The 22,869-nt window shown below is 38.2% G+C and carries 19 protein-coding genes; 8 read left to right on the top strand and 11 right to left on the bottom strand.

Features of this window, described 5'->3' with window-relative positions:
• Positions 1 to 189: 189 nt before the first annotated feature.
• From PF272_RS12540 to napF, 5 genes are all read left to right on the top strand, one after another.
• Positions 190 to 2,625, top strand: a complete 2,436-nt coding sequence (locus tag PF272_RS12540) for a DMSO/selenate family reductase complex A subunit (RefSeq protein ID WP_271143021.1) — start codon at positions 190 to 192, stop codon at positions 2,623 to 2,625.
• 10 nt (positions 2,626 to 2,635) lie between these two features.
• A complete protein-coding gene (locus tag PF272_RS12535) occupies positions 2,636 to 3,253 on the top strand; it encodes a DMSO/selenate family reductase complex B subunit (protein WP_271143020.1) in 618 nt (205 codons plus the stop codon).
• A 1-nt stretch (position 3,254) separates the two neighbouring features.
• On the top strand, positions 3,255 to 4,076 hold the full coding sequence (locus PF272_RS12530) for a DmsC/YnfH family molybdoenzyme membrane anchor subunit (RefSeq protein ID WP_271143019.1): 822 nt from the start codon (positions 3,255 to 3,257) through the stop codon (positions 4,074 to 4,076).
• A gap of 61 nt (positions 4,077 to 4,137) precedes the next feature.
• Positions 4,138 to 4,749, top strand: coding sequence for a Tat proofreading chaperone DmsD (gene dmsD / locus PF272_RS12525; protein WP_271143018.1), 612 nt, complete (start codon positions 4,138 to 4,140; stop codon positions 4,747 to 4,749).
• Positions 4,750 to 4,752: 3 nt separating this feature from the next.
• Entirely contained in the window at positions 4,753 to 5,292 is a 540-nt protein-coding gene (napF, locus tag PF272_RS12520) for a ferredoxin-type protein NapF (protein ID WP_271143017.1), read from the top strand.
• Positions 5,293 to 5,357: 65 nt separating this feature from the next.
• Here napF and PF272_RS12515 read toward each other — a convergent pair whose 3' ends face one another.
• From PF272_RS12515 to ttrB, 3 genes are read right to left on the bottom strand one after another with little or no spacing between them, the layout of a single operon-like run.
• Positions 5,358 to 8,447 (bottom strand): tetrathionate reductase subunit A, encoded by a 3,090-nt coding sequence (locus PF272_RS12515; protein ID WP_271143016.1) that lies wholly within the window; start codon positions 8,445 to 8,447, stop codon positions 5,358 to 5,360.
• A complete protein-coding gene (gene nrfD, locus PF272_RS12510; protein ID WP_271143015.1) occupies positions 8,440 to 9,477 on the bottom strand; it encodes an NrfD/PsrC family molybdoenzyme membrane anchor subunit in 1,038 nt (345 codons plus the stop codon). Before nrfD ends, PF272_RS12515 begins: the two co-directional genes overlap by 8 nt.
• Positions 9,474 to 10,202: a tetrathionate reductase subunit TtrB gene (gene ttrB, locus PF272_RS12505; protein WP_065236933.1), complete on the bottom strand. Its 729-nt coding sequence runs from the start codon at positions 10,200 to 10,202 to the stop codon at positions 9,474 to 9,476. The genes nrfD and ttrB overlap by 4 nt, the downstream gene beginning before the upstream one ends.
• A gap of 132 nt (positions 10,203 to 10,334) precedes the next feature.
• Here ttrB and PF272_RS12500 point away from each other — a divergent pair, with 132 nt between their 5' ends.
• Positions 10,335 to 12,041 (top strand): sensor histidine kinase, encoded by a 1,707-nt coding sequence (locus PF272_RS12500; RefSeq protein WP_271143014.1) that lies wholly within the window; start codon positions 10,335 to 10,337, stop codon positions 12,039 to 12,041.
• Entirely contained in the window at positions 12,041 to 12,622 is a 582-nt protein-coding gene (locus tag PF272_RS12495) for a response regulator (RefSeq protein WP_271143013.1), read from the top strand. The genes PF272_RS12500 and PF272_RS12495 overlap by 1 nt, the downstream gene beginning before the upstream one ends.
• Before the next feature lie 144 nt (positions 12,623 to 12,766).
• On the opposite strand, the gene phoR is transcribed toward PF272_RS12495, so the two are convergent.
• The 8 genes from phoR to uvrD all read right to left on the bottom strand — a co-directional run bounded on the left by phoR (position 12,767) and on the right by uvrD (position 21,830).
• On the bottom strand, positions 12,767 to 14,068 hold the full coding sequence (gene phoR, locus PF272_RS12490) for a phosphate regulon sensor histidine kinase PhoR (RefSeq protein ID WP_271143012.1): 1,302 nt from the start codon (positions 14,066 to 14,068) through the stop codon (positions 12,767 to 12,769).
• A gap of 3 nt (positions 14,069 to 14,071) precedes the next feature.
• Positions 14,072 to 14,761 (bottom strand): phosphate regulon transcriptional regulator PhoB, encoded by a 690-nt coding sequence (gene phoB / locus PF272_RS12485; RefSeq protein ID WP_065235169.1) that lies wholly within the window; start codon positions 14,759 to 14,761, stop codon positions 14,072 to 14,074.
• A 57-nt stretch (positions 14,762 to 14,818) separates the two neighbouring features.
• The gene (gene pstB / locus PF272_RS12480; RefSeq protein ID WP_271143011.1) at positions 14,819 to 15,595 is read right to left on the bottom strand and encodes a phosphate ABC transporter ATP-binding protein PstB; all 777 of its coding nucleotides are present in this window, start codon (positions 15,593 to 15,595) and stop codon (positions 14,819 to 14,821) included.
• Between the two features lie 6 nt (positions 15,596 to 15,601).
• Entirely contained in the window at positions 15,602 to 16,459 is an 858-nt protein-coding gene (pstA, locus tag PF272_RS12475) for a phosphate ABC transporter permease PstA (RefSeq protein ID WP_271143010.1), read from the bottom strand.
• Entirely contained in the window at positions 16,459 to 17,409 is a 951-nt protein-coding gene (gene pstC, locus PF272_RS12470; protein WP_065235172.1) for a phosphate ABC transporter permease subunit PstC, read from the bottom strand. The genes pstA and pstC overlap by 1 nt, the downstream gene beginning before the upstream one ends.
• A 72-nt stretch (positions 17,410 to 17,481) precedes the next feature.
• A complete protein-coding gene (gene pstS, locus PF272_RS12465) occupies positions 17,482 to 18,522 on the bottom strand; it encodes a phosphate ABC transporter substrate-binding protein PstS (RefSeq protein WP_271143009.1) in 1,041 nt (346 codons plus the stop codon).
• A gap of 164 nt (positions 18,523 to 18,686) precedes the next feature.
• Complete coding sequence (gene rpoH, locus PF272_RS12460) at positions 18,687 to 19,532, bottom strand: RNA polymerase sigma factor RpoH (protein ID WP_271143008.1); 846 nt, start codon at positions 19,530 to 19,532, stop codon at positions 18,687 to 18,689.
• 129 nt (positions 19,533 to 19,661) lie between these two features.
• Positions 19,662 to 21,830 carry a DNA helicase II gene (gene uvrD, locus PF272_RS12455; protein WP_271143007.1) on the bottom strand — a complete coding sequence of 723 codons (2,169 nt, stop codon included), beginning with the start codon at positions 21,828 to 21,830 and terminating at the stop codon, positions 19,662 to 19,664.
• Between the two features lie 180 nt (positions 21,831 to 22,010).
• On the opposite strand from uvrD, the gene PF272_RS12450 reads away from it, so the two are divergent.
• Entirely contained in the window at positions 22,011 to 22,823 is an 813-nt protein-coding gene (locus PF272_RS12450) for a shikimate 5-dehydrogenase (RefSeq protein ID WP_271143006.1), read from the top strand.
• Positions 22,824 to 22,869 lie beyond the last annotated feature (46 nt).

The following is a 22,869-nucleotide window of genomic DNA, read 5'->3' as shown; positions in this document are numbered from 1 at the left end:
ATACAAATTGTACAAAAATCTTACCAAAAGAGCTGAAAATAATTCTCATTAATTATAACGTATTGATTTATATCATATTTATTACGCTATTTTCTCTTATATAAAAACTAACTCTATATAATTACCTCGTTGTAAGTATAAAAATAAGTTTAATTTTATTAAGCATATTTTATAAATAATGGAGTTTATATGGAGAAGTCGATTATCAATCCTACTGTTAACAGACGGAGTTTTCTTAAAGCTTCATCTGGGGTTGCAGCAGCATTAGCCGCAACAGAACTCACTTTGCCTTTTAGCGCAGTTGCAGCGGATCAAAAAACAGCTGAAACCAGTAAAAATGAAGAAAAAATCGTTTGGAGTGCATGTACAGTAAACTGTGGTAGCCGTTGTGCGTTAAGAATGCATGTTAAAGACGATAAGATTACATATGTTGAAACAGATAACACAGGAACAGAAACCTATAATCTTGATCATCAAGTAAGGGCTTGTTTGCGTGGGCGCTCAATGCGTCGTCGTGTATATAATCCAGATCGTTTGAAATATCCAATGAAACGTGTTGGTAAACGTGGTGAAGGTAAATTTAAACGAATTAGTTGGGATGAAGCGTTAACTGAAATAGCACAATCATTACAAAAGAATATTCAACAATATGGTAATGAGTCTATTTATCTTAATTACGGTACAGGAACATTAGGTGGAACAGTAACAAAATCTTGGCCACCAGGATCTACTCTTGTTGCACGGTTAATGAATTGTATTGGTGGCTATTTAAACCATTACGGTGATTATAGTACAGCACAAATTACTGTTGGTTTAGATTACACCTATGGTGGTGGTTGGGCTTATGGGAATGGTATTGCAGATGTTGAAAATACCAAACTTATCGTACTATTTGGTAATAACCCAGCTGAAACCAGAATGAGTGGTGGTGGCTTAACTTATAGTATTCAGCAAGCAAAAGAAAAATCGAATGCCAGAATGATCATTATTGATCCTCGTTATAACGATACTGGTGTAGGTCGTGAAGATGAATGGATCCCGATTCGTCCAGGTACAGATGCAGCTTTAGTGTCTGCGTTAGCCTATGTGATGATTACAGAAGATTTAGTTGATCAGGCTTTCTTAGATAAATATTGTGTTGGTTATGATGAGAAAACCTTACCAGCATCAGCACCAAAAAATGGGCATTATAAAGCGTATATCTTAGGTCAAGGCGAAGATGGTTTTGCGAAAACACCTGAATGGGCATCTAAAATTACCGGTATCCCAGCGACTCGTATTATCAAGTTAGCAAGAGAAATTGCACAAATTAAGCCTGCTTTCATCGCACAAGGATGGGGACCGCAACGTCGTAGTAATGGGGAATTAATTTCTCGTGCGATTGCGACGTTACCAATTTTAACAGGAAATGTTGGTATTAATGGAGGTAATACTGGGGCTAGAGAAAGTGCTTATAGTATTCCGTTTGTGCGGATGCCAACCTTAACTAATCCAGTTGAAGCAAGTATTCCAATGTTCTTATGGACAGATGCGATTGTTCGTGGTCCAGAAATGACAGCAACTGCAGATGGGATTCGTGGTGTAGAAAAATTAAAAGCACCGATTAAATTTATTTGGAACTATGCGAGTAACTGTTTGATTAACCAACATGCAGAGATCAATCGTACTCATGATATTTTGCAAGATGAATCGAAATGCGAAATGATCGTAACTATCGATAACCATATGACATCAACAGCAAAATATAGCGATATTTTATTGCCTGACTGCACCACATCAGAACAAATGGATTTCTGTTTAGATGCTTATGTTTCAAATATGGCATATATCATTTTTGCTGACCAAGCGGTTAAACCACCGTTTGAATGTAAAAATATTTATGACATGATGTCAGCATTAGCAGAAAAACTCGGGGTTAAGGAACAATTTACCGAAGGACGTACACAAGAAGAATGGTTACGTCACCTCTATGAACAATCTAGAGCTAATTTACCAGAATTACCAACCTTTGAAGAATTTAGAAAACAAGGTATTTTCAAAAAAGTTGATCCAAAAGGATTCTATGTTGCTTACAAAGAATTCCGTGAAGATCCAGAAAAAAATCCACTACAAACACCATCAGGCAAAATTGAAATCTATTCTGAACGTTTAGCAGAAATTGCGAAAACCTGGGAATTAGACAAAGATGAAGTGATTCATCCATTACCAATCCATGTTGATAGCTTTGAACATTATGGTGATCCATTAATGGAAAAATATCCATTACAACTTAGTGGTTTCCATTACAAAGCACGTACTCACTCAACTTATGGTAATGTGGATGTGATTAAGGAAGCAAATCCGCAAGAAATGTGGATTAATCCAATTGATGCTGAACCACGAGGAATTAAAAATGGTGATCTAATTCGCGTATTTAATGATCGTGGTGAAGTTCAAATCCATGCCAAAGTTACACCAAGAATTATTCCGGGGGTTGTTGCTTTAGGAGAAGGAGCTTGGTACGCACCAGATAGCAATCGTGTTGATCATTCTGGTTGTATCAATGTTTTGACGACTCAAAGACCATCACCATTGGCAAAAGGAAATCCACAACATTCTAATTTAGTACAAGTTGAGAAAGCCTAAGGAGTAATTTATGGAACAATATGGATTTTATTTTGATTCAGAACGTTGTACAGGCTGTAAAACTTGCGAGTTAGCTTGTAAAGATTACAAAGACCTTGGTACAGACGTTAATTTCCGCCGTATTTATGAATATGCTGGAGGAAACTGGAATGTGCAGCCAGATGGCACATTCCAACAAGATGTTTTTGCTTATTATCTCTCTATCTCTTGTAATCATTGCGAAAATCCTGCATGTACAAAAGTTTGTCCAACAGGGGCAATGCACAAAAATGAAGATGGTTTTGTGATTGTAAATGAAGAGATTTGCATTGGTTGCCGTTATTGCCATATGGCGTGTCCATATGATGCACCGCAATATGATGCGAAAAAAGGACATATGACGAAATGTGATGGTTGTTACTCACGGGTAAAAGCGGGGCAAAAACCAATTTGTGTTGAAGCTTGTCCATTAAGAGCTTTAGATTTTGCACCAATCAAAGAGTTACGTGAAAAATATGGTGAAGAAGCTTCGATTGCACCTTTACCACCAGCAGAATTTACGCAGCCAAACTTGGTGGTAAAACCAAATAAAAATGCTCGTCCGAGCGGTGATACAACTGGTTTCCTAGCAAATCCAAGAGAGGTGTAAGATGAATGCAGGATTACATGAATTACCATTAGTCTTTTTTACAGTATTAGCTCAAGCAGCAGTAGGATCGTTGTGGGTTTTTGCTTATGTTTTGTTTCAAAAAGATGCAGAAGCTAAACAAAGCTATATCCATAAATTGATGTTGTTACCATTAGTTTTACTTGGTATTGGTTTTATTGCTTCTATTCTCCATTTAGGATCACCTATGCGCGCATTTAATTCGTTAAATCGTGTTGGTGAATCTATGCTTAGTAATGAAATTGCAAGTGGAGCAATCTTTTTTGCTATTGCAGGTTTGTACTGGTTAATTGCGATTACTGGCAAAATGTCAGTAGGATTAGGACGAATTTGGCTAATTGTGATGGCGTTGTGTGGTGCTGTCTTTATGTACATGATGAATAATGTTTATCATATTAGCACTGTACCAACATGGGATAACGCAATAACATCTTGGCAATTTTATTTAACCGTTGTGTTAATGGGTTGTGCGTTAGGTTATACCTTATTGCATCAAGTCACCTCATTATGTGGCTTACGCTGGCTATTTGGCTTAGCGTTAGTAGCGAGTGTGGCTGTGGTGATTTATCAAGGTTTCTCTTTATCAGGAATCGAAAGTTCTGTTCAACAAGCGGTCGCTTTAGTGCCTGATTATGCTTGGGTAAGTATTATCCGTTTATTTTGTTTAGTGTTAGCAAATATTTTGTTATGTAAAAGTCACTATCAGGCTGGCTTAGTTTTAGCAGTGATGTTAGTATTCGGTGGTGAAGTTTTAGGAAGAATTTTATTCTACGGTTTACACATGACTGTTGGCATGGCAGTTTAATCATAACTCAACACTGTACTTGTAATAACCAAGTACAGTGTATCTTTTAAGGAGAGGGCACATGGAACAAGAACAGGATGCATTTTTGACTTGGGTATCAATGAGTGGTGGTTTTTTAGGATCACTTTTTTATTTTGAACCAACACATCCTAAAGCATCAGGTTTAGTTGATGCAATTAAACAAATTAATTGGCAGCAAGATTGGCGCCCTATCATTAAACCAGATTTCAAAATTAAGAACCTATTAACACAAACCAAAGACATTTCTGAACAATTTCAACGACAATTTATTGGCCCAAATGCGCTACCTGCGCCACCTTGGGGTTCAGTTTATTTAGATAAAGAAGCGGTCATTTTTGGTGATTCTCTGCTGCAATTACGTGATTTTATGCGTAAATATGGGATCAAATCGGAACTCAATGAAAATGTTCCAGAAGATCATATTGGTTTAATGTTGATGTTTTCTGCCTATATTGCAGATACTAGACCAGATATTTTACCGGAATATTTATCTAAACATTTGTTCACTTGGGTATGGCGTTATTTGGAATTATTGTCAGAACAACAAGATTCACCTTTTTATCAAGGTCTTGCGTTAGTGACGAAGCAAACGCTCGAACTATGGGAAGAAGAGTTAGGCATTGTACCTGCGAATGTGCCATTGTATTTTTAATAAATGGAAAAAGACGAACGTTATTACTCTGCGTATTTAGCGCATAATCAGATTTCTCGCCGAGGATTATTACGTAGTCTTTTTACTGCACCGCAACCACAACATATATCTGAGAAAAGACAAGCGAATAGACCGCCTTTTGCTGCAAAAGAGAGTCTATTTCTTGCTGTGTGTACTGGTTGTGGTGAGTGTGTAAAAGCTTGTCCTTATGGCCTGATTGAACTGCAACAACATTATCCTGTGTTGGATTTACAATTTTCCGCATGTGATTTTTGTCAGGCTTGTGTCGAAGCTTGTCCTACCAAAGCCTTACATCCAGCATTTAAAGCTGATACGGAGTTACGACCTCAGTTTTTATCCACTTGTGTTTATCAGCAAGGGCAACGTTGTACAACGTGTATTGATGCTTGCTCAATGCAGGCAATTCAATTTAATCCAGCAGAGCAGCTATTACAGTTAAATGCTGAACGTTGTAATGGATGTGGTGAATGTAAGATCAGTTGTTTTATGCAGGCGATTGAATTGGAGAATCAATTCACATAAGAGAGATTAAGATCTAAAAAATAAGGTGCATCCATGCACCTTATTTATTTTATGTGGGGTAAGAATTAAATTTTGCGTAATTTTGCTGGTAAGCCTTGTCTTACCGCAGAACCACAAACCCAATCCACCCATGGGGAAGCGATTTGTTTAGTATTATCTAATAAACCAAGATCATTAATATTAATGCCTTGTTGAATTTGCTTATTCCCTGCAATCAACTTGCCATCAATCTCATAACTTGCAGCACCAAGCTGTTTATGACTATAACCGTGTTCAATCGCAATCGTACCCGGCATTACGCCATCGAGTACCATTACTTGAACATTTGCTTTACCGCCCGGTGTTGCTAATTCCACTAAATCACCGTGAGTAAAACCAAATTTTGTTGCATCTTGACTATTCATAGCCACAATACCTGTCGGTTTAATACTATGCAATCTAAGTAATGGTGCAGTGATACTGCTCATTAAATTAGATTTAAATGAAATAAGTTCAAACGGCCACTCTTTCTTTGGATAACGACTTTCTACAGTGCTATTGTCAGAAAATTGCGGTGCAAAATATTTTGGACAACCATGATAGTGTTTACCATCGTGATGATGGCGTGCTTTTGCCACGATTGGATTCCAAATTTGTAAGCAGTTTTTCCATTTTGCAGCCATATTGTCACCATCCCAAGCACTGTTATATGGTGCGAAACGACCGCCTTTACAGAAGATAGTAGCTGCTTTTAAGACCTCTTCTTCTTTTAAGGTTTTGCTAAGTAACGGCATAATACGTTCTACCCCAGAAAGCAAACGATCTTCGGTAGAAGCATCATTGACAGGTTGTTTACCATCAAAGGCAATGTTTGCTGCGGCACGTAAGAAATAATCTTCGCTGCAATTTAATGGATAAGTTTGTTGCTGGTTATCTGTAATTGCATTATCTCCAAAGCCCGGTAATCCCATTGCTTTAGCAACATGGATAATAAAACTTTCCATACAGGTTGTTTCACCTTGAGTATTTTTTGCATTGGCAGATTTAATTACTGGCCAACGAGCGGTACTGGTTTTAGTCGGTACACCAGCCCAAGGCGTACTAAAACCCCAGCTTTCAAAATTATGGGTATCTGGAACAATATAATCTGCTAGTGCTGTGGTTTCATTCATAAAAGCATCAATCGCAATAAATAACGGTAATACTTTCGGATCACGTAATTTTTCTTCTGCGATATGATGGATACCGGTCATACCATATAAAGGGTTGGTCATATGGCTAATCCACGCTTTTAATGAATAAGGATAACCTTGTAATGCAGAAGTGATCATTTCTGACATTTGACCACCGACAAATGGATACCAAGCTGCACGTGCTGGATATGGTGAACCTTCAGCGGCACGACGTTTAAACTCACTTGAGTTTTCGTAAGCTTTCTTACTGCGTGCGAGATTGGTACCTTTTGGTTTTACCATATTTGGGAATGTAGCAAGGTTATAACGAGGGCCTGGGGCAAAATCTTTAAATTTACCGCCACTAACACTCATACCACCTTTTTTATTCATATTCCCGATCATAACATTCAACAACAAGATAGCCCATGCAGTATAGAAGCCATTACTTTGCATTGTGCCACCATGGGTGATTGCGGCAGCTTTATGACCATGAGAAGTAAATTTATCAGCAAGTGCAGTAATTGTTTTTACAGGCACGCCAGATAAAGCAGAGTACTCTTCGAGAGTATGTTCTAAGCAAGATTCTTTTAATAAAGTAAGAGAAGATTTCACTGCAACAGTGGAACCATCTTTTAACGTAATGGTTTCATCTACCCACAATAAAGCTTTCGCAGAAGATTTTGCCGCAATAAATTGGTTATCTTCAGCGTTTTTAACAATATTGTAGTTTTCCAACACTTTGTCATCAGGGTTTGGTGCGATATCGAATAGATCTTGCTCAGTAATCGGTTGGCCGAAACGAGGATGTGTTGGATCGCTAACAAATAGATGTGTTGCATTACAATAGCTAGCAGCTCCCGCTTGTTGCATCGCAAATTCACTTGGTAAGGCAAGATAATCTGTGTTGTAGCGTTCATTTTCAATAATCCAGCGCAACATAGCGAGAGCTAATGCGAGGTCGCCGCCCGGTAATACAGGTACCCATCGATTATTTTGTGTCGCATGAGTTGAAGTTAACTCTAAACGTGGGGAAACGACAACATAATCAAAATCCGATTCAGCACGTTTTTTCGTGAGTTGACGTGCTTGTCGTTTAAATGGGTTACCTGATTGGGCAGGCGATGTTCCCATAAACAGGATAAATTCACAATTATCCCAATCTGGTTTTGCGTGAGCGTTGTTATTAAGGTCGTTCATTACCGCGCCTGAACCAGCACGATAAGATAAACCACAATAAGAACCATGAGAGGCAAAATTGATAGTACCAAAACTGCCATTAGCAAAACGCTGTAATAAAGGTTGACGACCTTCTGGGCCAGCAAAGGTTACAAAAAGTTGGTTAGCTTTTGGTCCGAAATCTGGATTTTGTTGATCAACCGGTGTAGTTAAATCACGAATAGCTTTTAAGCCATCAATATGGCCTTCACCAAATAGATCACCGCCGTTTACAACTTCTTCAATGAGCTGTTCAAAACTAATAGTTTTCCATTTTCCTTCACCTCGTTTACCAACACGTTTAAGCGGTTGGGTAATACGATAAGGACTAGAAACACCCTCCATAAACGCTGCACCACGAGCACAAGCTGTTGAGCGATTTTCTAAACCAGATTCACCGGCAACACTAAGTTCCGCTTGTTGTAACGAACTGTTATAGCTGAGATATTCATCAGCAGAAAGAGGATGGTAAGGGTTGCCACTAATACGAATAACTTTATTCTGTTTGAGATCCACCCTTGCACGTAATCCACAAAGTGTCCAACATCCCATACATTGCGTGTTACATACAATTTGATCGGCATTTGGAATAATTTTATCTTGAGTAACTTGATATTCTGGAGCGAGAGAGTTGCCATGTAAATTATGTTGTGTTTTTTCGCCAGAAGTACCATTTAATACGCCATGAGCAATCTCTTTTACTTTTGGTGAATAACCAGCAACAAAGGTTGCTGCACCACCAACAACTAAACCACCTTTTAGTAAATTACGACGTTTATTATCCATGATGGTACTCCTTATTAATTAATGTGAAGATTTGCCATAAGATGACACTAACAGCAACCCATAACCCGAGGACAGACAACATACCTAAAGCACCATCTACACCCCAATTAAAATGATATGGATTCATTAAAGCGTTATATTTCGCCACAGTTTGTACTTCGAGAAGTAATACCCAACGAACCATTGCAGTGAGAATTAAAGAAGCAATTAATAATAGACATTGAATTATTGTGTTACGACCGCTAATTAAAGCTAACACTAAAGTGATAATGCCAACGCCTAAAGTAAAGCTAACTGATGGGCGATGTTGCCAAAGTAGTGCTAAATCGTATTGTGCTTCTGGTGAAGATGCGTTGATAGCAAAGATAGTGACTGCAAGTAGCACTAAACTAACTAACATTAATGGTTTCATTAAGACTGGGCGAGTTTCATTAGTAGCAAAACGAATAGCAAAATGAACTAACATTAAAGCACTTGGTAACGCACTAAAGATAATTAATGGAATTAACCAAGGTTGATGCCATAACGGACGTGCTGCTACGTTATAAACTTCCATTGAAGTATAGAGCAGAATTAAAACACTGCTAACAACAGTCAAGAAGCGGAAGATATGACACCAGAGTACATTGTTAAAATTACCTAGGTATAACCAAGAAAGCCATTTTTGGCTTGGGCGATTTGGTAATTGGCGTAATAAAAATAGAATATAGCCAACTAAACTTAACATAAAAATTGGTAAGAAAATGGAACCCCATGCCATCCAAGACCAAGACGCAAGATAGGCATAAAAATGCCAAACACGACCAGGTTGGTGTAAATCTGCGGTCAAAGCAACCGGTGCAACAATAGCGAAGCTTAAGGCCACAATTAAAGCAATGAGCTCTGCTTGCATTTGATAAGGTTTAACAAAAAAGCGTAAGCAAAGTGCAGTTAAAATGGCACATAGCGCAATACCAATATAAAAGAAATAACTGACTGCCCAAGGAAGCCAAGCAATAGCTTGCGGTTCAACTAATACTTCTCGAATCATAATGTTTCCTCCCCTTGCCAAAGCATAGGTTGACCATTAACGCGACTAACGAACGCTTCATCTAAACCTAAATAGAACACATGCGGTTGTGTTCCAGCTTCAGGTTTTAATACTTTTAATTCATTAACGTGTGCGTCAAAAAGTTTTTTGATTTGGCTATTTGGATCAGCAAGATCACCAATAATACGAGCCCCGCCAACACAGCTTTCGACACAAGCTGGTAATAAGCCTACTTCTAAGCGATGTGAGCAGAAGGTGCATTTATCTGCGGTTTTGGTTTCTTCATTAATAAAACGTGCATCATAAGGACAAGCCTGAACGCAATAAGCGCAACCTACACAACGTTCATTATCGATAACCACAATGCCATCTTTTTGTTGATAAGTCGCTTGTACCGGACAAACAGGTACACACGGCGGATTATCACAATGGTTACACAAGCGAGGTAATAACACATTATTTACCGTTTGTTTGCCATCTGTGATCTCATATTGACGTACAGTAGTACGGAATTCACCGATTGGTGTTTGATTCTCAATATTGCAACTCACTGTACAAGATTGACAACCAATACAACGACGTAAGTCAATAATCATTGCATAGCGATGTTTTTGATCACCACCTCGTCTTGGTGGTTGAAACGCAACACTTTGCAGTGGTACCAAGCTAGCACCAAAAGTCAGCGCAGTGAGCGTTTTTAGTGTTGTGCGTTTACAACTATCCATAATTTTCCCCACAATTAGCATTTTATGTTATTGTTCTAGCGTATTGTTAATTACCCAACTTTTGGTAGCTATTGTGGTTTTCCACATAAATAGTATGGGTATTGATCTGAGTCAAAGAAACAGGAGGAGATTTTGCGAAAGTTAGCAGCAATTTGCCGTTTTAGCTTAGTGCTATTGGCGGTAATTCCTCAATTGGTGATGGCGGAAAATTGGAAAATCGGGGTGTTAGCACAACGTGGCGAAAGTTATGCTTCGCAACAATGGCAACCATGGATTGATTGGTTAAATCAACAATTACCACAACAGCATTTTCAATTAGTCCCTTTGCAACTGGACGAACTATCAAAAGATAAAGCAAAAAATGTCGATTTTGTGTTAACCAATCAATCACAATTCTTTTATCTGAATAATAGTACAGTGCGCTGGTTAGCTACCTTGCAGTCACCAAGACAAAAACATTCGGAAAGTGGCAAAGTAGGTAGTGCTATTTTAGTTAAAGCTGATAGCCCGTATCATCAGCTCACAGATTTAAAAGGGAAAACCTTAAGTGCAGTCGGTGCTAATGCCTTTGGTGGTTTTTTGCTTGGTTATAATGTGTTATATCAAGCAGGACTGGAAGAAAATCAGGACATCTTTTTCCGGTTTAGTGGCTTTCCTGCGGATAACACCGTGCTGTGGTTACAACAGGGCAAGGTTGATGGTGCGATTGCACCTGTTTGTATTTTGGAAGATTTAGCCGCAGAAGGCAAAGTGGATATCCGTGATTTTCGTGTATTAGCATCACGTACTAATGATATTGGATGTTGGTCAAGTACCGATCTATTACCTAACTGGTCATTAGCGGCGATGCCACAAGTGCCAGAATCGTTAGTAAAAAAATTAATGACGATTTTACTGGGGGATATCCCGGTAGATTTACCGCAATGGAATGCTCCTTATTCAGATCAACAAGCAGACAATATTCTGCGTAATCTTTATCGTCACCCTCAACAGCAGAGTTTATGGCAAGATGTTAAATATTGGTTGGTGCAACATAAGTGGCAGTTATTGGCAGGACTGTTATTTATCTTATTGAATTATTTGTGGATTACATATCAAGTTCATCGAAAAAGTAAAGCGTTAACCCAAGCCCATCATGAAATGCGTTTGTATGAACGCCAATTAATGAAAGCAGATCGATTAAGTATTTTAGGTGAAATGAGCGCAGGAATTGCCCACGAAATTAACCAACCATTAACCGCAATAGGAATGTATAGCGAAGGATTGAAACATCAATTAAAACAACGATCTGACGCAAAAAAAGAATTAGAAATCCTTGATAAAATTCAAACACAAGTTGATCGTAGTCGGCAAATTATGCGTAATTTGACAGGATGGGTGAAAGAGAAAGAAGATGAAGAGATTCAGCTATTGGAATTAAAACTACATCTTGAAAAAGCAATCGACTTTGTGAATAAACATTACGGAGCACAAGCGAAGATTAGATTAATTTGTCGGCAAAAATGGCAAGTTAAAATAAAAAAGACAATGTTAGAACAAGTTATCTGTAACTGTTTATTAAATGCCTTACAAGCACAAGCGGATAAAATTGTCGTTAACGTTGCGGAGCGGCAGGCTCAAATACAAATTACACTGATTGATAATGGTATCGGGTTTTCTGATGCTGAATTAGAATTCCCTTTTGTGCCATTTAGAAGCCGAAAAAAAGAGGGACTCGGATTAGGCCTAACCTTATGTCAGCGATTGATGCATTCTATGTCTGGCGATATTCATTTTCATAATCGTCAAGATAAAAAGGGCGCTGTAGTGGTTTTAGAATTACCCTTGGAGAAACAATAATGAAAGTGCATGTTGTTGATGATGATCCAACAATCTTAGATGCGGCAACATTTATGTTAACGCAGGCAGGTTATGATGTCGTAAGTTGGTCAGACAGTAAAACATTTATCGAACAGATTGACCTGTTTGAGCCAGGAGTAGTGTTATTAGATATGCGTATGCCACACTTAGATGGACGACAAGTGCACCGTTTATTGAAACAACAAAATAGTTTGTTGCAAGTTATTATTATGACTGCGTTTGCTGACGTTCAAATGGCGGTAAATGAGTTAAAAGCAGGAGCAGTTGATTTCCTACAGAAACCTGTTGCTTTTGATCAATTAAAAGTTGCACTGGATACAGCGATTGAACGTAGTGAAAAACGCTATCAACAATATTTAATTGAACAATGCTACCAACAGCTAAGCGAAAAAGAAAAAGAGGTTTTAGCCTTAGTGCTGAATGGCAAAATTAATAAACAGATAGCAGAAGAGTTAAATATTGCAGTGCGTACTGTTGAAGTCCATCGCTCGCATATTATGGAGAAGATGAAAGCGAAAAATTTAGCTGAGCTAGTGCGTAAGGTGGATTTATTATCTTAGAAAAAAACTATCAAGGACTGCATCTCCCCTAGCCCCTCTTCAAGCCTGAAGAGGGAAACTGTTTTATGAATATGCTAGATCAGTGATTTTTGGCTAGTCTGTATTAAGCGCTTTGTCGAATCAGTACCTGTTATTTCGGTTGGTTTAATCTTGATTAGTAACCAATAAATCAGATTTAATAATGAATGAAAACTCGCTGCCTTTACCAATTTCACTATTAATTTTTAATACGGTATGGTGCTGTTCTAGAGCGTGTTTAACAATTGCTAATCCTAAACCGCTGCCGCCTGTTTTGTTACTGCGAGATTCATCTACACGATAAAAACGTTCTGTTAAGTGAGCAAGATGTTGGGGTTCAATCCCGATTCCATTATCTTTCACACTAAAGCGAACGCCTTGCTTACAAGGGTGCAAACTAATTTCGATAGTTGCCTGATCGCCAGCGTGACGAAGCGCATTGTAGATCAGGTTAGATACCGCACTTTGTAATTGATGTTCATCTCCCATCATTTTAATGTCAGGCGTAACCGAGAAAATAATGTGCTGTTGAGCATGGTTAATTATGTCGGTATTTTTTTGGAACGATAGCACTAGTTGAGAAAGATCGACTAACTCGTGTTCAGCATTATTAATATTTTCAATTTTAGCCAGTAGGCTTAATTGTTGTAATAAATTCGCCATCCGTTGGCTCTGTTCTTTCATGGCTTGAATGGCTTTTTGTTGTAGTTGAGGATTATCAAGATCGCCATCTAGCATTTCTAAATAGCCTTGTAGCACAGTTAATGGGGTACGTAGTTCGTGATTCATATTAGATAGGAATGTTTGCCGTGAATGCATTAAGCGGATAAATGAGGTTACATCACGAGCGACAATCAGATAAGATTCACTGTCATAACTATTCAGATTAAATTCGATATAGCGTTTATTATGGGTGAGTAATACCAAAGGACGATTACGCTTGCTTAAACGTGGCTGACGGAAATAGTGTTTAAATTCAGGATAGAAAATGACTTTAAAAATATTTTTCTCATTCTTTTTATCCCAGACAAATTCAAACATCTCTTGAGCCATCTGATTGCACCAAGAAATATCACCGTTATGTTCGCAAATAATGATGGCATCAGGCAGATATTGGATATTTTTATTTAATTTGGAGAGTAAGCGTAATGTTTTTACCTTTTCTCGGCGTGAAGTTTGGTTATAGTAAGCTGCTGTACGCGAAATATGTTCTATTGTGGTGAGGGCTTTTAGCTGTTTAGTAGGCTTATTCGGATTTAATAATTCTAATAGACGATATTCATTGTAATGATGCCAGATCAGTAACAGAACGAGGAAAATTAATAACCAAAATAGGAAATTTTCAGAAAAAAGGCTAAATAAAAACGCGGCTAGACTAATTAATATAATTTCAACAATAAGATGTTTAAGCGAAATATTTAGCTTCATAGCTTAATCCTGAAAGTGGTTTGAAAAACGATAACCAAAACCGCGTACCGTTTGTAGGTAACGATCACATTGATAAGGTTCTAAACTACGGCGTAAACGGCGAATATAAGAATCTACGGTACGATCTTCAACGTAAATATCATTTCCCCAAATAAAATCGAGGAGCTGTTCCCGAGAATAGACTTTTTCAGGGTGCGTCATAAAGAAATGTAATAATCGATATTCAGTGGCACTCAGTTCAACTAAGTGATTATCCACAGTTACTCGTTGCGATTGCTCATCCAGTAACAGATTATCCATACTAACTAAATGGCTTGGTGGATCATAACTACGCCGCCACAATGCTTCGATACGTGCTAGCAGGATCTTTGGTGAGAAAGGTTTGGTAATGTAATCATCTGCACCAGCATTTAAACACGTAATACAATCTTCTTCGGCACTACGTGCGGTAAGCATAATAATTGGAATCTTGGCGGTTTCTTCTTGCTTCTTGAGATAATCAATAAACATAATGCCCGGGCGACCGGGCAACATCCAATCTAATAAGATTAATTCTGGTTTTTCTGCCATTTTATTCACGGCACTTTGGTAATCTTCTGCCTCAATTACTTCATATTGTTGTTTGAGTAAATACAGTGCAATCATTTCACGGATTGCACGTTCATCTTCCACAACTAAAATTTTTCCAGCCATATTTTTCTCTTAAGATCAAAAGGTTAGGTGATTATATTCGTCTAAAATGCTGCAAAACTAACCCATTTTACCTTTAATGTAATCTTCTGTCCGTTGATATTTTGGTTTATCGAAGATTTTCTGCGTTTCATCAAACTCAACTAATTCACCCAGATACATATAAGCAGTGTAATCTGAACAACGTGCTGCTTGTTGCATATTATGGGTAACAATCGCAACGGTATAATCGTGTTTTAGCTCGGTAATAAGTTCCTCAATTTTCATTGTAGAAATAGGATCAAGCGCAGAGCAAGGCTCATCAAGTAACAATACTTCTGGTTTTACTGCAATGCCACGTGCAATACAAAGGCGTTGTTGTTGTCCGCCAGATAAGCTATCGCCACTTTGATTTAATTTATCTTTTACTTCATTCCAGAGCGCCGCTTTGGTTAATGCCCATTCAACACGATCATTTAATTCTGATTTTGGTAATTTTTCAAAAAGGCGAATCCCAAAGGCAACGTTATCATAAATCGACATTGGGAAAGGTGTTGGTTTTTGGAAAACCATACCGACTTTAGAACGGATAATCGCAATATCAATATCAGACATGAGGAGATTTTCATTATCGAGATTAATTTCCCCTGTTGCATATTGTTTTGGATATAGCTCAAACATACGGTTAAATGTCCGCAATAATGTTGATTTGCCACAACCAGAAGGGCCGATAAATGCGGTGACTTTATTTTTGGCAATTTGCATATTGATATTTTTTAGTGCGTGGAAATCACCATAGTAAAAATTAAGGTTATTGATAGTGAGCTTTGCTTCAATATGATTTGGTAATCGGTTCATTGGTTATTATCCTTGTTTATTATGTTTCTTTGAGCAGGTACGCGTAATGATATTTAATGACAAGACGAACAATGTAATTAAGGTTGCGCCAGCCCAAGCCAAATTGTTCCAATCTTCAAATGGGCTTGCTGCATATTGGTAAATTACGACAGGTAAGTTTGCCATTGGGGCATTCATATCAAATGAGGTAAATTGATTCGACAATGCGGTAAAGAGTAGCGGTGCAGTTTCACCTGAAATACGTGCAACCGAGAGGAGAACACCAGTTAAAATTCCTGAACGTGCAGCACGATAACACACCATAGTAATTACTCGCCATTGCGGGCAGCCAAGTGCCGCTGCTGCTTCTCGTAAGTTATTCGGCACTAAATTCAGCATACTGTCTGTGGTTCTTACTACCACCGGAATTACTAACATCGCTAAGGCTAATGATCCTGCCCAACCAGAGAAATGTTTTACATGTGATACATAAATGGCATAGATAAATAGACCAATAATGATCGAAGGTGCGGATAATAAAATATCATTTAAAAAGCGTGTAATTTTCGCTAAGCGGGTGTAACGACCATATTCGCTGAGATAGGTCCCCGCGAGGATCCCAACGGGGGTCGCAATAAAAGTAGCAACAGCTACCATTAAAATAGAACCAATTAAGGCATTAATTAAACCGCCTGATTCATTCGGTGCAGGTGTTGGTTTTAGGAACAGTTCTAACGATAAAGCCGGAATCCCTTTTAGAACTAAAGTAGCGAGAATCCAGATCAGCCAAAATAAACCAAACACAACTGCTAAATAAGCTAAACCTAACATAAATTGGTTTTTGGTTTTACGCCAATAGAAACGTTGATTTTGATGCTGTTTCATTATTTTCTGCCCTCATGTTTTGCCATTCGCATTACTAACAAACGAGCGGCAGCTAAAACTAAGGTGGTGATGAGGAATAAAATTAAGCCTAATTCCATTAACGCTGATTTTTGTAATCCCCCAGCTTCATTAAATTCATTAGCGATTGCAGAGGCGATAGAAGTCGAAGGTGCAAAAATAGAGTCTGGAAGTTGGAAAGCGTTACCAATGACAAAGGTAACTGCCATGGTCTCACCTAACGCACGGCCAAGCCCAAGCATAATACTGCCGATTACCCCACTTTTGGTGTAAGGTAAAACCACTTTCCATACCACTTCCCATGTTGTTGAGCCTAGGCCATAAGCGGACTCTTTTAACATGGGTGGCACGACGCTAAATACATCACGCATTACAGAAGCAATAAAAGGAATAATCATAATGCCGAGCACTAAACCAGCAGTGAACAAACCAATACCGAATGGTGCACCTGCAAACAGTAATCCTACTAGTGGAATATCACCTAGACATTCAATTAAGTAAGGTTGAAGGTATTCTTGGAATAACGGTACAAATACGAATAATCCCCACATGCCATAAATAATAGAGGGAATTGCAGCAAGCATTTCGACCGCAGTTCCGATAGGACGTTTTAGCCATTCAGGGGAGAGTTCAGTTAAGAAAGTTGCAATACCGAACGAGATTGGGACGGCAATGAAAAGCGCAATGCCAGCAGAAATTAATGTACCGATAATCGGTACTAACGCACCATATTTTTCTTGTACGGGATCCCAATCGTTAGTCCATAGAAATGCCAGATTGAATTGACTGATAGAGTCCCAGCTTCCCACAATTAATGAAATTAGGATGGCACTTAATACGGCAAATACAAATAAAGCAAAAAAGCGAGTTGTATGTTTAAAAGCCTTTTCCATCCAAGCGTGATTAAGACATTTATTATCTATTTTATGCATCGTATTGATCTCGATGTAGTAAAGACTGTGAGCTATCCTAGTTCACAGTCTTAGATTTAAATCTATACTGAATTAGTAAAGTGATTTTCCTTGTGAATCTTTTACATCTGCACTCCAGCGTGCTTTGATTTGTGTAACAACGCTGTCTGGAAGAGGAACATAATCAAGTTCTAAAGCGGCATCTTTACCGTTTTTAAATGCCCAATCGAAGAACTTAAACACATTTTTGGTATTTTCTGCATTCACTGCATTTTTGTGTAATAAGATGAAGCTAGCAGCAGTAATTGGCCAAGATTGATCGCCTGGTTCATTAGTTAGAACAACACCCATACCTGGTGCACTATCCCAATCTGCATTTGCTGCGGCAGCCATAAAGCTATCACGAGAAGGTTGTACAAATTTGCCTGCGGCATTTTGTAATGATACCCACGCTAATTGGTTTTGTTTTGCATACGCGTATTCCACATAACCGATAGAGTATTTTAATTGTTTCACGTAAGCAGCAACGCCTTCGTTACCTTTACCACCTTGTCCGACAGGCCATTTTACTGATTTACCTTGTCCTACTTTTTCTTTCCATTCTGGTGACACTTTAGATAAGTAATTTGTCCAACCGAATGTTGTACCAGAACCGTCAGAACGGCGCACGACGAGAATATTTTTCTCTGGTAATTTTTTACCTTCGTTTAATGCAGCAATGGCAGGGTCATTCCATTTAGTAATTTTGCCTAGGAAAATATCCGCAATAACCGCACCAGAGAGTTTCAATTCGCCAGCTTTCACTTCAGGAATATTCACCACAGGCACGGTACCACCGATGATGGCTGGGAATTGTAGTAATTGATGTTCGTTTAATGCTTCTGGTTTCATTGGGTCATCTGAAGCACCAAAATCAATGGTTTTTGCAATAATTTGTTGTTGTCCGCCACCTGAACCGATAGATTGATAATTAACTTTGTTACCAGTTTCTTTTTCGTATAAACCAGCCCATTTTGCATAAATTGGATAAGGGAAAGATGCACCTGCACCAGTAATTTCAGCTGCATTGGCTTGAGAGAGGATAGGTAATGAAACTGCTAAAACAGCGAGTTGTTTAAGCACTTTAGATAGCATATTTTTCTCCTGATTGAGTGAATTAACTTTCTACGCTGAGCAGTTTAAACAGCAAATATGACAGAATGATGACAAGAGAAAAATTTTGTAGAAAAAAATAACCTCACATCGTTAAGTAACAAATGCGAGGTTATCAGGGGGGGGGTAGCTTTAGTGGATTTTGCTTAGAAAGTTACTGCATTTCTTAATTTTTTCAATGCGTTATTTTCTAGCTGTCTAATTCGTTCTGCGGAAACACCATAGTGATCAGCTAACTCTTGTAAGGTCGCTTTATTTTCATCTAACCAACGAGTTTGAATAATATGACGACTTCTATCGTCTAGCTGCTCTAATGCTTCACTTAATTGTTCTGTTGCTTGGCTTTCAAAGTTTTCTTCTTCTAGGTCCGCAGCAAAGTTAGAACCTTTATCTTCTAGATAAAGTGCTGGCGCATAAGTTTCTTCAGTATCATCAGTAGGCAAATCATAAGCCATATCAATACCGCTCATACGAGATTCCATCTCTTGTACATCTTCAGCAGAGACACCTAACTCATTTGCGACCATATCTACTTCGTTCGCATTAAACCAACCTAAACGTTGTTTTGTTTTACGTAGATTAAAGAAGAGTTTGCGTTGTGCTTTGGTTGTTGCAACTTTCACAATACGCCAGTTACGTAAAACATATTCATGAATTTCAGCTTTAATCCAATGGACAGCAAATGAAACAAGACGCACACCAACTTCAGGATTAAAACGTTTTACCGCTTTCATTAAACCAATATTACCTTCTTGGATTAAGTCTGCTTGAGGTAAACCGTAACCTGAATAGCCATGTGCGATATGAATTACAAAACGTAAGTGAGATAAAACTAATTTTTTAGCTGCATCAACATCTTGATGGTAATACAAACGTTCTGCAAGCTCCTTTTCTTCTTCTGCGGTCAGCATCGGATATTCGTTTGCTGCGCGGATATAAGCTTCTAAACTACCTTGTGGAACAAGCATCATGCTTTGCATTTCTTTTGTCATTATTACCTTCTTAATTAAAAAATTCGTTACAGTTATAACACAGTTACTATTTAATGTAAAAAACCGTATTTCTGGAACGGGTGCTTGGACATATTATAATGCAAAAAGTTTCATATGGATCGCAAAAGATCACAATTTTTCTAAGTTAGCGAGTTTAGCGATCAACCATTTAACGCCTTGATTTTGGAATGCAATTTGTAGGCGAACATTTTGATCGCTTCCTTCTACATTGATCACCGTACCATAACCAAACTTAGCGTGTTTTACCTTTTGACCTAACTTCCAATCTTGATTTGCTAATAAAGGTTTTGTTGAACCAACAGCTTCGCGATTGATTGCTCTTGTTACTGTACCACGTAAACGGATCTCTTGAATATTTTCTTTAGGTAACTCATTGATAAAACGAGAAACTATACGTTTTTCTTCTTGAGAATAAATACGACGTTGTTCAGCATAACAGAGGGTTAATTTTTTCTTTGCACGGGTGATGCCAACATAAGCTAGACGGCGTTCTTCTTCTAATCCGCCGATTTCATTAGCTGATACACCACTTGGGAACAGCCCTTCTTCCATACCAACAATAAAGACACGATCAAACTCTAAGCCTTTTGATGAATGTAATGTCATTAAATCAATACAGGCTTGATGCGGTGCAGCTTGTCCTTCACCTGCTTCAAGAGAGGCGTGAGTAAGAAATGCCAGTAAATCACTCATCTCTTCTGCTTCATCAGGTTTTTGGAAATCTCTAGTTGCGAACACTAACTCTTCTAAGTTTTCTAAACGAACTTCACCTTTTTCGCCTTTTTCATTCTTATACATCTCATGTAAGCCAGAATGTTTAATCACAAATTCTGTTTGTTCTGCCAATGACATCTGTTCCGTATCAGAGGTTAAGGCATTAATTAATTCAATAAAACGCAACAGGGCGGACGAGGCGCGACCTTGTACTAATTTCTCCTCGATAGCTAAATGGGCTGCCTGCCAAAGAGTAATCGTATTTTGACGTGCGATTTGGCGTAGTATTTCGACGGTACGATCACCAATTCCTCGTGTTGGGGTATTGATAACGCGTTCAAATGCCACATCATCTTGTCGATTGGCAATTAAACGTAGGTATCCTAATGCATCTTTTATTTCTTGGCGTTCAAAAAAGCGTAAACCACCATAAATTCGATAAGGTAAACCTGCTTGTAAGAGGGCTTCTTCTAACACCCGAGATTGACGGTTGCTGCGATATAAAATGGCACATTGATCGTAACTGCCACCCTCATCAACCCATTGTTTAATTTGGGATGTAACAAAACGAGCTTCATCTAATTCATTAAAGGCTTGATAAATGCCAACTGGTTCGCCTTTATTTCCCTCAGTCCATAGATTTTTACCTAAGCGCTCCTCGTTATTTGCAATTAGTACGTTAGCTGATTGCAAAATATTTTCAGTTGAGCGGTAGTTTTGTTCTAAGCGGATAGTTTGGGCCTGATAATCGGCTAGGAAACGGTGAATATTTTCAATTTGTGCACCACGCCAACCATAGATAGATTGATCATCATCGCCGACAATCATTACTTTACCGGTTTTTCCTGCTAATAATTTCACCCACGCATATTGGATATTATTGGTATCTTGGAATTCATCGACCAAAATATGTTGGAAACGTTGTTGATAACGTTGCAAAATCAAAGGTTTTTTCAACCATAATTCATAAGTACGTAGTAATAATTCGGCAAAATCGACCAATCCTGCACGATCACACGCATCTTGGTAAATTTTATAAATTTCTACCCACTTACGGGATTCTGTGTCTTTAGCCTCAATTTGCTCTGGTCGGAGACCTAAGTCTTTTTTGTTATTGATAAACCAACACGCCTGTTTTGGTGGGTATAAACCTTCATCAATACTATAAGATTTAATTAAGCGTTTAATTAAACGTAATTGATCTTCAGAATCAAGGATTTGGAAATCTTGTGGTAAACCCGCGTCGAGGGCATGACGGCGTAATAAACGGTGTGCCAGGCTATGGAATGTGCCTACCCACATACCAAAGGGAGGTTGTAATTGATCCTTTAATAACGATTCAATACGATGTCGCATTTCTGCAGCAGCTTTATTGGTAAAGGTTACCGCCATAATTGAGTTTTGGCTTATGTTTTCTACACCGATTAACCAAGCAATACGATAAGTCAAAACACGTGTTTTCCCGCTTCCTGCACCAGCAAGCACTAAATAATTGCCTAAGGGTGCAGCCACAGCTTCACGCTGACGATCATTTAAACCATCTAATATTTCTGAAAAATCCATGAAAAAATCCTTGTGATTCGCGTATTTATTGGTGTTTTGTCGAATTATAGCATTAATAAGCAGTAAATCTGGTGAAGTGCTGGATAAATAATCATATTAGTGAAGCGAGTAGTGTTAAAATTTTTATCCTAAAATAATAGCGTGCGTATTTAGGTATAAACGAGTAATAAGGATAATCAGATGATTAATAAAGATACAACATTGTGTATTTCTTTGGCAGGACGACCAGGTAATTTTGGTACACGTTTTCATAACTATTTGTACCAAAAATTAGGCTTAAATTTTATTTATAAGGCATTTACCACCCAAGATATAGAACATGCAGTCAAAGGTGTGCGTGCTTTAGGTATTCGTGGTTGTGCGGTATCTATGCCGTTTAAAGAGAGCTGTATGCCATTTTTAGATGAAATTTCGACATCAGCCAAAGCGATTGAATCGGTGAATACGATTGTGAATACAGACGGGTATTTGAAAGCATACAATACAGATTATATTGCTATTGTAAAATTAATTGAGAAATATCAATTAGATAAGAAGAGTTCTGTAATTGTGCATGGCAGTGGCGGAATGGCGAAAGCGGTAGTCGCAGCGTTTAAAAATAGTGGATTTGAGCATGTTGTTGTATATGCGCGTAACAGCGAAACAGGGTGTTATTTAGCAAATTTATACGGTTATACTTATGTTTCAACCTTAGAAAAAGCAGCAGATATTTTAGTGAATGTGACCCCAATTGGGATGAAAGGTGGAAAAGAAGAGTTTAGTTTGCCTTTCGCTGAAAGTTTTATTGAACAAGCACAAGTAGCGTTTGATGTGGTGGCTTTACCTGTAGAAACACCATTTGTTCAGTTAGCACGCCAACAAGGTAAACAAATTATTTCTGGTGCAGAAGTGGCAGTATTGCAAGCAGTAGAACAATTTGAACTTTATACTGGGATTCGTCCTGATGAAGATCTGATTGCAGAAGCTGCGGCATTTGCACGAGAAAATCGCTAATCAAAGTAGGGGTAGAACTGAAATAGGTTCTACCTTAGTTTCTAAT

Source organism: Gallibacterium faecale, assembly GCF_027920745.1.
Lineage (GTDB): Bacteria > Pseudomonadota > Gammaproteobacteria > Enterobacterales > Pasteurellaceae > Gallibacterium > Gallibacterium faecale.
The sequence above is the reverse complement of the archived record's forward strand: the minus strand, read 5'-3'. Positions and strand labels throughout refer to the sequence as shown.